The sequence below is a fragment of the Paludibacter jiangxiensis genome (assembly GCF_001618385.1).
GTDB lineage: Bacteria > Bacteroidota > Bacteroidia > Bacteroidales > Paludibacteraceae > Microbacter > Microbacter jiangxiensis.
Map to the genome: position 1 here is coordinate 175,289 of NZ_BDCR01000003.1, position 13,817 is coordinate 189,105.

General features: G+C 38.5%; 13 protein-coding genes. All 13 read left to right on the forward strand.

All coding sequences use genetic code 11. From position 1 onward, the window contains the following. Positions 1-40 precede the first annotated feature (40 nt). The 13 genes from asnB to glyA all read left to right on the forward strand — a co-directional run bounded on the left by asnB (position 41) and on the right by glyA (position 13,733). Positions 41-1,840 (forward strand): asparagine synthase (glutamine-hydrolyzing), encoded by a 1,800-nt coding sequence (gene asnB, locus PJIAN_RS07230; RefSeq protein WP_068703564.1) that lies wholly within the window; start codon positions 41-43, stop codon positions 1,838-1,840. Beyond that, positions 1,827-2,795 (forward strand): glycosyltransferase family protein, encoded by a 969-nt coding sequence (locus tag PJIAN_RS07235; protein ID WP_068703566.1) that lies wholly within the window; start codon positions 1,827-1,829, stop codon positions 2,793-2,795. The genes asnB and PJIAN_RS07235 overlap by 14 nt, the downstream gene beginning before the upstream one ends. 371 nt (positions 2,796-3,166) lie before the next feature. Next, positions 3,167-3,808 (forward strand): hypothetical protein, encoded by a 642-nt coding sequence (locus tag PJIAN_RS07240; RefSeq protein WP_201787349.1) that lies wholly within the window; start codon positions 3,167-3,169, stop codon positions 3,806-3,808. Continuing rightward, the gene (locus PJIAN_RS07245; RefSeq protein WP_068703568.1) at positions 3,796-4,188 is read left to right on the forward strand and encodes a sugar 3,4-ketoisomerase; all 393 of its coding nucleotides are present in this window, start codon (positions 3,796-3,798) and stop codon (positions 4,186-4,188) included. The genes PJIAN_RS07240 and PJIAN_RS07245 overlap by 13 nt, the downstream gene beginning before the upstream one ends. Further along, positions 4,181-5,281, forward strand: coding sequence for a DegT/DnrJ/EryC1/StrS family aminotransferase (locus PJIAN_RS07250; protein WP_068703570.1), 1,101 nt, complete (start codon positions 4,181-4,183; stop codon positions 5,279-5,281). Before PJIAN_RS07245 ends, PJIAN_RS07250 begins: the two co-directional genes overlap by 8 nt. A gap of 6 nt (positions 5,282-5,287) precedes the next feature. Further along, positions 5,288-6,166 (forward strand): hypothetical protein, encoded by an 879-nt coding sequence (locus tag PJIAN_RS07255; protein WP_068703572.1) that lies wholly within the window; start codon positions 5,288-5,290, stop codon positions 6,164-6,166. Positions 6,167-6,171: 5 nt separating this feature from the next. Further along, positions 6,172-7,029, forward strand: coding sequence for a glycosyltransferase family 2 protein (locus PJIAN_RS07260; protein ID WP_068703574.1), 858 nt, complete (start codon positions 6,172-6,174; stop codon positions 7,027-7,029). Then, entirely contained in the window at positions 7,011-8,135 is a 1,125-nt protein-coding gene (locus PJIAN_RS07265) for an acyltransferase family protein (RefSeq protein ID WP_172795587.1), read from the forward strand. The genes PJIAN_RS07260 and PJIAN_RS07265 overlap by 19 nt, the downstream gene beginning before the upstream one ends. After that, positions 8,132-9,091 carry a DUF6625 family protein gene (locus PJIAN_RS07270; protein ID WP_153802514.1) on the forward strand — a complete coding sequence of 320 codons (960 nt, stop codon included), beginning with the start codon at positions 8,132-8,134 and terminating at the stop codon, positions 9,089-9,091. The genes PJIAN_RS07265 and PJIAN_RS07270 overlap by 4 nt, the downstream gene beginning before the upstream one ends. Further along, complete coding sequence (locus PJIAN_RS07275) at positions 9,088-10,110, forward strand: glycosyltransferase (RefSeq protein ID WP_068703580.1); 1,023 nt, start codon at positions 9,088-9,090, stop codon at positions 10,108-10,110. Before PJIAN_RS07270 ends, PJIAN_RS07275 begins: the two co-directional genes overlap by 4 nt. Positions 10,111-10,128: 18 nt before the next feature. After that, positions 10,129-11,142 carry a glycosyltransferase family 2 protein gene (locus PJIAN_RS07280; RefSeq protein ID WP_068703582.1) on the forward strand — a complete coding sequence of 338 codons (1,014 nt, stop codon included), beginning with the start codon at positions 10,129-10,131 and terminating at the stop codon, positions 11,140-11,142. Positions 11,143-11,211: 69 nt separating this feature from the next. Continuing rightward, positions 11,212-12,321 (forward strand): glycosyltransferase family 4 protein, encoded by a 1,110-nt coding sequence (locus tag PJIAN_RS07285; protein ID WP_068703584.1) that lies wholly within the window; start codon positions 11,212-11,214, stop codon positions 12,319-12,321. Between the two features lie 131 nt (positions 12,322-12,452). Beyond that, entirely contained in the window at positions 12,453-13,733 is a 1,281-nt protein-coding gene (gene glyA / locus PJIAN_RS07290; protein ID WP_068703586.1) for a serine hydroxymethyltransferase, read from the forward strand. The last annotated feature ends 84 nt before the right edge of the window (positions 13,734-13,817 follow it).

Genomic DNA, 13,817 nt, shown 5'->3' on the forward strand with positions numbered 1-13,817 from the left:
AACATATATTTGTTTCACATTCTAATTACTTATTACAAAAATGTGTGGCATTTCAGCAATATACAGATATACTCGAATAAGCGATGACGACCGGCAAAGGCTGACGCAAATGAACCGGGAGATGCACTACCGGGGACCAGACGAGAACGACGTGTGGAGCGATGACACATGCGGACTGGCTCACACACGCCTCTCCATCATCGGACTCGAAAACGGGCGGCAACCACTCTTTAGCAAAGACAAATCGCTGGTGTTGATCTGCAACGGTGAAATCTACAACTATATTGAGCTCAAAAAGGAACTGGAAGCAAAAGGACATCATTTTAGCAGCGATTCCGATAGTGAAACTATCCTGCATCTCTACGAAGAATACGGAGTAAAATGTCTGGAACATTTGCGGGGTATGTTTGCCTTTTGCTTGTGGAACACAACAACGAAACAACTTTTTGCTGCCCGCGACCGCATCGGTGAGAAAACACTATATTATTCTCAATTACCCTGCGGAGTGGTATTCAGCACCGAATTGAAAGCAATTCTTCACCAATACATCGAAAAACCGCAGATCGATTTACAACAGTTGGCAATATCCATACGCTATAACTATCCGTTTGACAAAAAAAACACGTATGTCAACTCTATTAAACGAATAGAACCTGGCGAATATATTCTTGTTGACCAATCAGGAATGCGATTTCATACTTACTGGAAACCTTTTGCCCGACCAACTTTTAATGGCACATTTGAACAGGCAAAAACCGAAACACTAAGATTAATGCAGGAATCGGTGAATCTCTGTCTAAGAAGCGATGTGCCCATAGGCGTACTGCTTAGTGGTGGAATTGACTCAAGCGCCATTGCTGCCCTTGCCAAAGAATCGGGCAGAGAAGTACATGTGGTTACTGCCGGATACAAAGGCAATTATGACTGCGATGAACGTGCTATTGCCAAACGTTTTGCCAAAGAAAAAGGTCTGATTTATCATGAAATTGAACTTGATGCTCGCGATTTTAAGGATCTGTTTTGGGAATATTCACAATATATCGACGAACCTATTTGTGATGTATCGTCTATGTCGCAATGGGCGCTGTACAAAAAGGCGAAAGAGATGGGCTTCACTGTTTTGTTAGGAGGTTTGGGAGGAGACGAACTCTTCTATGGCTACCCATCAACCAATGCGCTGGCAGAATCCCTTAAACTATCACACGAACATCAGGCACTGTTCCCGTTCAAAGGCACAGAACGTAAAATACGATTTCTCCGTTTTCTTGCCACGAATTGGCGACATATCCTTTTTGCGGGATACAGCTTGGGATATACCCCTAAGTCGGTTGTACACTGGACATATGAAGATTACAAGAAATTTGCCGAGACTGCTTCTTTTACGTTAGACGATGATCGTTACAACTTCAAAGATGCTGACGTTTATATTCCACTCGAAAAACCAGGCAATGAAATAGAACAAATGAACTACTTCGAGTTCAGCTATTTCATGACCATGCTTTGCCTTTATTTAGCTGACAGACAAGGAATGGGTAATTCTGTAGAAATTAGATCACCTCTGATCGACTATAAGCTGGTGGAGTTTGTATTCTCATTGCCTGTCGAAATGAAATACCGCCGAGGGAATCCGAAATATTTCCTAAAAGAAACACTAAAAGAGTTGGTTCCCAATTATATTCTAAACGGAGCAAAACGAGGATTTACCCCTCCTCAAGATTTTATCCACGAATTAATCCAAGATTATCAATACCGGGTACTTAGTTCCGAACACCGTTTTTTCAATTCTATATTGGCAGACCGTCTACTCGACTTACAAATTAATCGATATGAAAATAGATAATTTAGCCCCGATAGTTTTATTTGTTTACAATCGGCCTCAACATACACAAAACACAATAAATGCCTTAATAAACAACCAGCTATCGCAAGAATCCACACTTTATATTTTTGCAGATGGTCCAAAAGAAAATGCCACGCAAGAACAAATCAGAAATATAGAAGAAGTCAGACAAATAATCAACGCCACACGGGGATTCAAACAAATTGTGATACATGAATCAAAGACAAACAAAGGTCTAGCCAACTCTGTCATTGAAGGAGTTACCAAAATAATTGACCAATACGAGCGAGTCATTGTACTTGAAGATGACTTAGTAACCTCTCCGGCTTTTTTATCGTACATGAACCAGGCTCTTTCATACTATAAAGAGTACCCTTCTGTTTTCTCTATTTCTGCAGATAGACCACAAAATATTGACATTCCATCTGATTATCCATTCGATGTTTTTGTAAGTCTTAGAGCGTATTCGTACGGATGGGGGACTTGGAAAGAAAAATGGAATAAAATCAACTGGAATCACAACGCAATTTCTGATATTTTTCAAAACTCAGCCATAAAACAAGCCTTTAACCGAGGGGGAGAAGATTTAACAGCCATGCTTTTCGAACAGCATGCCGGCAAAATTGATTCATGGGCAGTACGATTCGTTCTTAATCATTTTATTCACCACTGCGTATCTATAATGCCTTGTAAAACTTACATAATTAACAATGGATTTGACGGCACCGGAACTCATTGTGATATAAGACATTCAAACAAAGCATCTGAGGAGCTTAATCATTCATTTACACCCTGCTTTTTGCCCGTCATATATGAAGATGCAAGTATAATTAATAGCTTTTACAGCGCTTTTTATCCAAGGAAGAGGCCTGTTTATAAAAAAATCATCAATAAAATTGCCCGATTATTGGGAATGTCGAATATATTTATCATCAAAAAGAAAGTTTATTGCTAACATAATTTACATCTTCAATGCTGAATTTCTGTACCTTATTCGACACAAATTACATGGCAAAAGGGTTATGCATGTATGACTCTTTAACCAAACATTGTTCTGATTTTCATCTATATATATTTGCTTTTGATGACAATTGTCATCAAACTCTGACGCGATTAAAATTAAACAATGTAACTATTATTTCGCTGTCAGAATTCGAAGATGAACAATTACTCAAAGTTAAACCTCAACGGAGCAAAGCTGAATATTGCTGGACCTGCACCTCGTCAACTATTTTATATTGTATTGAAAAGTATCTACTTGATCATTGCACGTATATAGATGCCGATTTGTATTTTTACGGAGACCCAGTACATTTAGTCGATGAAATGTCCGCCAACAGCGATGTGCTAATTACAGAGCATCGTTATACGCCAATATACGACCAATCTGAATTATCCGGTAAATACTGTGTCCAGTTTGTTACATTTCGCAACACTGAAAATGGAATGTTTATTCTCCGTTGGTGGAGGGATGCGTGTCTTGAGTGGTGCTATGCCCGCAAAGAAGATGGTAAATTTGGAGATCAGAAATATTTAGATGACTGGACTACCCGATTTAAAGGCATACATGAATTGAATCACTTAGGAGGTGGCGTTGCCCCCTGGAACGTCCAGCAATATACTATTGAAAACGAAAACAATACACTTGTCGTCTATCATCCCGATTCTGGTAAATATTTCGATCTGATCTTTTTTCATTTTCATTATATGCATATCTATAAGATGAAATTCATTTATGAATTTTTTTTCGGCCATTATATCTTACCCAGAAAAGTTTTGCATTATCTTTACAAAGCTTACGTAGCTCAGCTTAAGAGGAAATCTCTCGAACTGCGCAAAATACACAGCAAAACCGATGGACTCGGAGTACAAAACCAACCTATCGGATGGTTCATACTCATCGGACACCTGATTAAGAATATAACCAAACCAAACAGAATCAACTGGTTAAGATTATGGCAGAATTAATAGACCTCCAAACATTTACTGATAAACGGGGCAATCTTACCGTAATAGAGAAAGTCATTCCCTTCGAGGTAAAACGTATATTTTATATTTATGGAGTCGATGATTCTATCAGAGGTGGGCACAGACATCACAATACAACACAAGCCGCCATCTGTTTGAAAGGAAGTTGTGAAATCTACAGCACGGAAGGAACAACGGAAGAACGTTTTGTATTAGATAGTCCTGCCAAATGTCTGACCATTCAGCCTCAGGACTGGCATGTCATGTATAATTTCACTTCCGACGCAATTTTAATGGTTCTCGCATCTGACTTTTTCGATCCTGACGACTATATTTTTGAAAAATATTCGATTACACAGAAGCAAGCATATCATGATTAAATTTTTGGATTTACAAAAAGTCACTCAACTTCATATTGACGAAATCAACGAAGCAATACAAAGGGTTATCAACTCCGGGTGGTATCTGCAAGGAAAAGAAGTGCAGACTTTTGAAGAGCAATATGCAGCTTATATCGGAACACAACACTGCATTGGCGTAGGGAACGGTCTGGATGCATTACGACTGATATTACGTGCTTATATCGAATTAGGTATTATGAAGGAAGGTGATGAAATCATTGTTCCAGCCAACACCTATATTGCGAGCATCCTTGCTATAAGTGACAATCATTTGAAACCTGTACTGGTTGAACCCGACATAGAAACTTTACAAATAGATCCATCCAAAATAGAAACTGCAATCACAGATAAAACAAAAGCGATAATGATTGTTCATCTATACGGAAGATGTGCTTATAATGACTCAATGACAGATTTATGCAAACGATACGGAATCAAACTGATTGAAGACAACGCACAGGCTCATGGATGTCTGCACAAAAGCAAAAGAACAGGATCATTGGGAGATGCTGCCGGTCACAGCTTTTACCCGGGTAAAAATCTGGGCGCTTTGGGAGATGCCGGAGCTGTAACAACGAATGACCAAGCCTTAGCCGATTGCATTAGAATACTTGGGAACTACGGTTCGTCTCAAAAATACGTGTTCAGATATCAGGGCTTCAACAGTCGGCTGGATGAGATACAAGCGGCAGTGTTATTAGTAAAACTAAAACACCTAGACAATGAGAACAATACTCGAAAAGCCATAGCAAAGGTATATCTTGAAAATATTCACCATCATAACATTATCCTTCCCCATGTTGATGAGTGGGATTCTAATGTATTCCATATTTTCCCCATACTGACAATTCAAAGAGATAACCTTCAACAATATTTAAGTAATGAGAACATACAAACGCTAATCCACTACCCGATTCCACCGCATAAACAAACTTGTTACGCAGTTTGGAACGGATTGTCGTTTCCTATTACAGAGAAAATACATGAACAGGAACTAAGTTTACCCATCAGTGCTGTGATGAATAAGAATCAAGCCTCAATGGTTGCAGAAGTCATTAACAAATGGGGATAAATTAATATGAATCTGATTTTCATTCATAAAAGCGACAGTTGGTACTTGTCGTATGCACTAAAACAAGCAATTAAATCTAACCCCAATGCGAATATTTATCTGATTGGTGACACAAGCAACTCTCATCACAAAAATATTCACCATCATTTAATTACGGATTACTCGAACAATGCAAATAGCTTTGCCGCTATTTATAAGCATTTCTCTAAAGCAAATCATGACTATGAACTATTTTGTATTCAAAGATGGTTTATCTTGCAGGAATTTATGATCAAAAATGGTATAGAAGATGCTTTATTATTAGACACTGATGTTCTTATATTCCTTGATGTTGAATGGTTTATAAAAAACATAACAAAAGATTTTCAATTAACAAGAGGCCATAATGGATCAATGGGATTTGTTTATTGGAAAAAACTATCTTATTTAACATGTTTCTGCAATTTTGTAATGGAACTTTATTCCCAGAATGAATCCATTACCATATTAAGAAAGGCCTACGAAGATTTTGTAACAGTCTCCAATGTTGGAGGAATTAGTGATATGACCTTACTTGATAAATATATCGAGATTCATCCTAATAGTCTTTTTAACATTGAGATTCCACCTCTTAATGGACAGGCCTTTGTCACGGCATTTGACTCCCCTGTTTTTAGATTGAACAAGAAAGGGTTTGTGGATATTAGTTGGGTTAAAAGAATTCCATATGTCACAACCATAGAAAATGAACGTGTTGCAGTTATTGGCATTCACTGTTATGGCTTGCAAAAAAAATATCTACGAAAACTATACCAAGGAAAACATAAAATACTGTGTCGTATAGTGTTTTATTGGAAAGAGTCTTATTTAAAAGTACTCGCCGATATTTTGCGAAGACGTAAATAAAATCCATGATAAAACTCTCCATCATCACCATTAATTACAACAACGCCGAAGGTTTGCAAAAAACTATGAAAAGCGTTTTTGCTCAAACTGCCGAGGAGTTTGAATACATCGTTATTGACGGTGCCTCAACTGATGAAAGCAAAGAGGTAATAATTCAATATGCTCACCAATTCGACTCACCAACTCTCCGACTAAAATGGCTCTGCGAACCGGACAACGGCATCTACCACGCCATGAACAAGGGCATTAAAATGGCACAGGGAGAATATGTGCAGTTCTTGAATTCGGGAGATTTATTAGCGACTCAGGATGTCACAAAGAAGATGCTGAGAGATTTGGAGAGCAAAGAACAAAAAACAAAAAACAAAGACAAAATTGCTATCCTGTATGGAAATATGCTTAAGTCTCTACCTAAAGGCATTTTATGCGACAGAGGTCTCGCCGGAAAACAACCTGCTATGATCGACTTTATCCGGGGAACTATCAATCATTCCCCCTCATACATACGCCGCTCCTTATATGACAAATATGGATTGTATGACGAGAAGCTGAAGATTGTCTCCGACTGGAAATGGTTTTTGCAGGTAGTTGTTTTCGGAGAAGAAACAACAGCCTACGCAGATATTGATGTAACTATCTTCGATATGCATGGAATCAGCAGCACCAATCATGCTTTAGATAAAGCAGAACGAGAACAGGTACTATCCGAGCTATTACCGGCTGCAGTTATGGCCGACTACAAACAATGGGCCTTCCCAATAGAACAGATGAAACGTCTTAATAGATATTGGTTAACACGAAAATTAGTTTGGTGGATGGAAAGAGGACTTTTTAAATGGGAAAAATGGACGAAACGCAAATAAATAGAGAAAAACATATTCATTTACCCGGCTTAAATGGACTACGAGCGATAGCTGCTCTTTCGGTTCTTCTTTCTCACGTATTTTTGGGTACTTTTGGCAATTGGAATTTAGAAGTCGTCAAATTACCTATTTTTGAAGGAGGCGTAATTCTGTTTTTTGTCATCAGTGGATTTCTTATAACTTATTTATTGTTACATGAAATTACATCGACTGATTCGATTGATATTAAAAAATTCTATTTGCGTAGAATTTTAAGAATCTGGCCGCTTTACTATGGATATATTCTGATTGCAGTAATCGTCTTGACAATTTTGGGATTGCAAAAAGACATATTGAATAACAATCTAGTTTATTACCTTTTTTTCGGAGCCAACATTCCGTTTATATCATCAATCGGAATCTGGATAATTGTACACTACTGGAGTTTAGGTGTTGAGGAACAATTTTATTTGTTTTGGCCCTGGCTAGTCAAAGTCTCAAGACATAGAATACATATTATAACTTTATTAATTCTTGTTGTGTGGATTACCCTGAAATACGGAACTTGGTTATTATTCACAAATCACTCCCTGATATACCGTTTTTTTGCCGTCACTTGTTTTCAGAGTATGATGCTTGGAGCCTTAGGCGCAATTGTATATTATCATAAAAACAAAACAATTTTAGCATTAACGACCAACCATTATGTGCAAACGATTACTTGGCTCTATTTTTTGTTCAGTTGTTTCCTGAATGAATATATACCAGCTGCATGCCGGAATGACGTCATTGCTCTTTTCTCTCTATTGCTAATTTTAGGTCAGGTAGTAGAAAATAAGATTATCAACCTTGAAAAACCAATTTTTGATTTCATTGGCAAGATCTCATATGGCATTTATGTAATTCACCCATTAATAATATTCATCAGTTCGAGAATATGGATAAAGATGAGTGTAAATGTAAATCCAGCATTACAATACATTCTGATATTCGTCTGGGTAATATCCTCAACAATAATTATTGCAATAATTTCATATAATTATTTTGAAAAACCCTTTTTGAGATTAAAAAACAGATATAGCATTATTCAAAGTTGCGATTCAATAAGAGAGATAAATCAATTGTGAACAAAGACGCTAACCATATTGCTATAATTATACCCTATTTCGGACAATGGCCAGAATGGATAGATGTATATTTTTATTCATGCCGGAATAATAATCATATTGATTGGATTTTTTTTACAGATTGTCTCATTCCACAAACAAAATCAAGCAACTTATTTTTCTATCCAATTGATTTTGAAGAGTATTGCAAGAATACCAGCAACAAGCTAAACATTCATTTTTCCCCACAATGTGCATATAAATTATGCGATCTAAGGCCTTTTTATGGAATCGTACATGCCGATATACTTAAGGCTTATGATTTTTGGGGATTTGGAGATCTGGATATTATTTGGGGCAATTTAAAGAAATTCTATCCAGATGATTTACTATCAAAATATGATGTATTTTCCACTCACAACGATCGTGTGAGCGGACATCTGACGATTATTCGTAATATTCAAAAATATAATCACCTCTGTTTGCAGATCAAAGATTGGCAAGCAAAATTATGCTCAGAAATTAACGAACAACTGGATGAAGCAGCCTTCAGCCAACTGCTGTTTCCCGAATCCAGAATCATTGGGAAAATTTACAGACAAGTATTAATGAAACATTTGGGCTGGAGGCGAGCAAGAAACATCTATTGTTCTATTTTTCCACTCATTCACAGTCTACTAAGGACTCGCAAACGCAAACTTTTTTTTAAAGAACAATATACCACACCCATTTTGAGTGGTGATGGGCACATCAGTAAAAATGATTCCGAAAATTGGCTTTACAAAGACAATAAAATATACAATCTCAGAACTGGACGAGAACATATCTATCTGCACTTTATGCTCTATAAAAAAAATAATGTACGACCTGGTTCTTATTATTGGAATGAAGATTTTTATTCATTAGATTCAACCTTTGATTATTCAAAAGGGGTAATTGTCGATACAAAAGGTATATCTCCAAACGCAAATAAATGATACAAATCATCTTAGATCCGGTTACTAATGTCTATTATAGTTCGTTCTATATTCAAGGATTGATAGATCGTTTTGGGTCAAAATCAATTATCTTTGACAAAACGCCATTTAAACATTTGGAAGCGCGTGACTATAATTTCAACTTTGTTTTGTGTGATTCGGGCAAAATGATCAGAATCTCTATTGATTTTGAAGATTTTGATACGATAAATGATGAATGTTATGAATGGTGCGATAAATATGGAAAAGTCAATACCAACTGGAGACAAACTGCTCACGCAGAATATCCAAAATTAATCTCTTTAGCTCCGGGTTTTGGCATTAGAATTTGGAGTTTAACCAAGACCTCTCAATTGGCTATTTCCAATATAATTAAATGTAGAATCAGCATTCCAAAAACTCGAAAATTATTGGGAAAATATAAAAGACAATATACTCTTCGTTGCCCAATTGATTTTTATCACCCTGATTTACAAACAGAAAGACAATCATACATTTATCACCTCAGCACATTATGGTATTCTGACAAGCACAATAATAATGACAATGGAGTAAACAAGTCAAGAGCCAACTTTATACGTGCCTGTAAAAGCACCTCTACCTTAACCTTCGAAGGTGGTTTGGTGCCTCAAGACAAGAACCGTTCCTCCATAGACAAATTTGCAGACGTTCTATATGAACGTGAAGTTTCTGTGCTTGAATATATAGCCAAAACACGAAAATCGTGCATTGTTTTTAATACACCTGCTTTCTGGAATTGTCATGGATGGAAATTAGGCGAATATTTAGCATTAGGAAAAGCTATCATATCTCTGCCACTTTCGAATGATTTGCCGGCACCTTTGATCCACGGCAAGCACATCCACTTCATAAAAAACGACAGCGAAGAAGCGATAAAAGAAGCGATCCTATTACTCATAAAAGATGAAAATTATCGGTACAAGTTGGAGTGTGGGGCTCGTGCATACTGGGAAAACTACGGTACTCCCTATAAATCTATAGAGCTTTTGGGCATCTAAAATTAAATATTTCACGCTATGTTTTCCGTCATTATTCCCCTTTATAACAAAGCCGCGCATATCGAAAAAGCTATGCGGTCGGTATTGAATCAGTCTTACCACGAGTTTGAACTGATTATTGTAAACGATGGCTCTACTGACAATAGTTTGCAAGTTGTAAATCATTACCTGCATTCTCAACAGAAGGAGGGAAACAACTCTTTGGTAGAGCATGTAAGAATCATCAACCAGCCTAATGCCGGAGTCTCCATGGCTCGTAATGCCGGAGTACAGGAAGCTAAATATGACTACATCGCCTTTCTGGACGCCGACGACTGGTGGCAGAAACATTATCTGGCGAAAATGAAGGTGCTAATAGAGGAGTTTCCTGGCGCCAAACTATACAGCTCGTCTTATTATCAGGTAAAAAGAGGAATTCGTCATAAAGCTAACATTGGAGTAGATGATGCTTTTAAGGCTGGTTATATAGACTATTGCGAGGTATATGCCAAAACTCTCTGCATGCCGGTATGGACCAGTGCTACCATTATCAGTAAAAAAGCTTACGAAGAATTCCACGGGATGAATCCGGCAATTAAACTGGGAGAAGATTTCGACTTATGGATCAGAATCGCACTGAAATATAAAGTGGCGTTTCTCAATCAACCGTTGGCTTATTATAATCATGATGTGGAACAAGAAAACCGGGCTGTGGTTTACGGACGCGTTTATCCTCCTCACCAACATTACATCTTCAACCTGGGATATCTCGAAAGCGAAGAATGCAATAATGCTTCTCTAAAAAAGCTATTGGATGCATTGAGGGTGTATGTTTTACATCCGTACTATTTAGACAAAACTACCCGCGAGATCGCGAAAATGGAACTACTGAAAGTAAATTGGGAAAATCAACCAATGAAGGAACGAATCAGATACAGAATTCCGGTTTCCCTTTTACAGCTACAGTTTCGTTTCATGCGATTGGGTTCAATGGCCAAGCAATACATACTTACGCCAAATAAAAAACAGAACGAGGGAACAATATTCAAGTAGTGAGAGGATTAAACAGGGAGAAACTGAACATTAAACATTGACTTTGAACTTTATAACATTGAATTTCGTATGCGAATTGCCTATCTTTTAGGGTCATTAAACCGGGGAGGAACAGAAACGCTTCTTTTAGACTGTTTCCGAAATGCCGCTATTGCAGGATTTTCCTTTGTTGGCATTTACAGGAAAGAAGGAATACTTGCCGACGATTTCAAAAAAACGGGAGTTCCACTTTTCCGCCTTACTCCTAAATCGAAAACAGATATCGCATATTTTGTAAAGTTGAGAAAGCTGCTTATCCGCAACGATATTACCATTGTTCATGCCCAGCAACCTCTCGATGCTCTTTATGCCCGCATAGCTACCATTAGAACAAATATAAAAGTTGTGCTTACGTTTCACGGCTACGATATGGAGGCCGGCAAAACGGATAAAACACTCATTAGCTGGATCATTCGGCACACTGACCTGAATATTTTCGTTAGTAAATCCCAGAAAAAATATTACCATCAACGATATCGCTTTGCAGAAGAAAACTCAGTAACGGTTTATAACGGCATTTCATTCGACAAACTGACTCCAGCAAAAAGTAATTCATGGAGAGCGGAGTTGAATATAACAACAGATACCATTTTACTTGGAAGCGTAGGCAACTTTGGAGCCGTAAGAGATCAACTGACCATCTGCAAATTTCTTAAACTACTAAACGACAAGGGTGTAAATTTCCGCTTTTTATTTGTCGGCAAAAAAAATCCGGGAGAAGAATGGCGTTACGATCAATGCGTCAATTTCTGCAATGAAAACGGACTGGAAAACAAAGTTTTGTTTCTGGGTGCACGTTCGGATGTGCCTGACATTTTAACTCAACTGGATGCTTTTATCTATGCAACCGATCATGATACCTTCGGCATTGCTGTTATCGAAGCAATGGCCAGCTCTGTTCCTGTTTTTGTGAACGACTGGGAAGTGATGCTGGAAATTACAGATAGCGGTAACTACGCTCATCTCTACAACACCAAAGATCCAAAGGACTTACTCCATCAGTTTTTACCCTTTACTGCCAATCCGGTTCTTTATAAACAAAAAGCGGAAGAAACAGCTCAATGGGTACGTGAAACATACAGTATCGGGAAACACCTCAACCATCTGAAAGAGACATACAAAACAATTTCTAATTGTTAATTATTAATTGTTAATTATTGGACACTTATCCCAGTGTTAGGGGTTTCCAATTACTCGTTTCTGAATAAAAATGGCTACCTTTGCAACTTCTTTTTTAAGCAATTTCTAACCTTCACATAATTCTTTTCTACATGACACGCGACAATGCTATTTTTGAGATTATCGAGAAGGAACATCAGCGCCAATTAAAAGGTATTGAGCTGATTGCGTCCGAGAACTTTGTAAGTGACCAGGTAATGCAGGCTATGGGAACATGGCTTACCAACAAATACGCCGAAGGCTATCCCGGCCACCGTTACTACGGCGGTTGCGAAGTAGTTGACCTGAGCGAACAACTCGCTATCGATCGTCTGAAAGAAATTTTTGGTGCGGAATATGCTAACGTACAGCCTCACTCCGGAGCGCAGGCTAATGCAGCAGTATTTTTGGCAGTACTGAATCCCGGTGATAAATTCCTCGGTCTGAATCTCGCTCACGGCGGCCACCTATCTCACGGCTCACTGGTAAACAGCTCAGGAATCCTTTACCAACCATTGGCTTATAATGTAAAAGAAGATACAGGTCGTGTTGACTACGACCAGATGGAAGAAGTTGCTCTCCGCGAACGTCCGAAACTGATCGTCGGTGGCGCTTCTGCTTATTCACGCGACTGGGATTATGCCCGTATGCGTGCCATCGCTGACAAAATCGGTGCACTGTTAATGATCGACATGGCTCACCCTGCCGGTCTGATTGCTGCCGGTTTGCTCGAAAACCCGTTGAAATACGCCCATATTGTTACCTCAACCACTCACAAAACATTGCGTGGCCCTCGTGGTGGTATTATCCTGTTGGGCAAGGACTTTGAAAACCCATGGGGCAAAACAACACCAAAAGGCGAAATCAAGAAGATGTCTTCTCTTCTCGACTCTGCCGTATTCCCGGGCATCCAGGGCGGTCCGCTAGAACACGTGATAGCTGCAAAAGCTGTAGCTTTCTACGAAGCTTTACAGCCATCGTATGTTGAATACCAGACTCAGGTGAAGAAAAATGCAGCTGTAATGGCCGACGCGTTCATGGCAAAAGGTTACAAAATCATCTCTGACGGTACCGATAACCACTCTATGCTGATCGACCTGCGCACCAAATTCCCTGATTTAACAGGTAAAGTGGCAGAAAACAGCCTTGTAAGAGCTGATATTACAGTTAACAAGAACATGGTTCCTTTCGACAGTCGTTCTCCATTCCAGACTTCGGGTATCCGCGTTGGTACTCCTGCAATCACTACCCGTGGTGCGAAAGAAGGCCTGATGGGAGAAATCGTTGAAATGATCGACACTGTACTTCATAACACAGACAACGAAACTGTCATCAAATCAGTTCGCGACAAAGTAAACGGAGTGATGGCCGGATATGACTTGTTTGCATACTAATCCAGTAACGAGTAATGAGTAACGAGTAATGAGTAACGCAGAATAAAGACAATGGGAACAGGTGATTTTTACGATAAATACTGC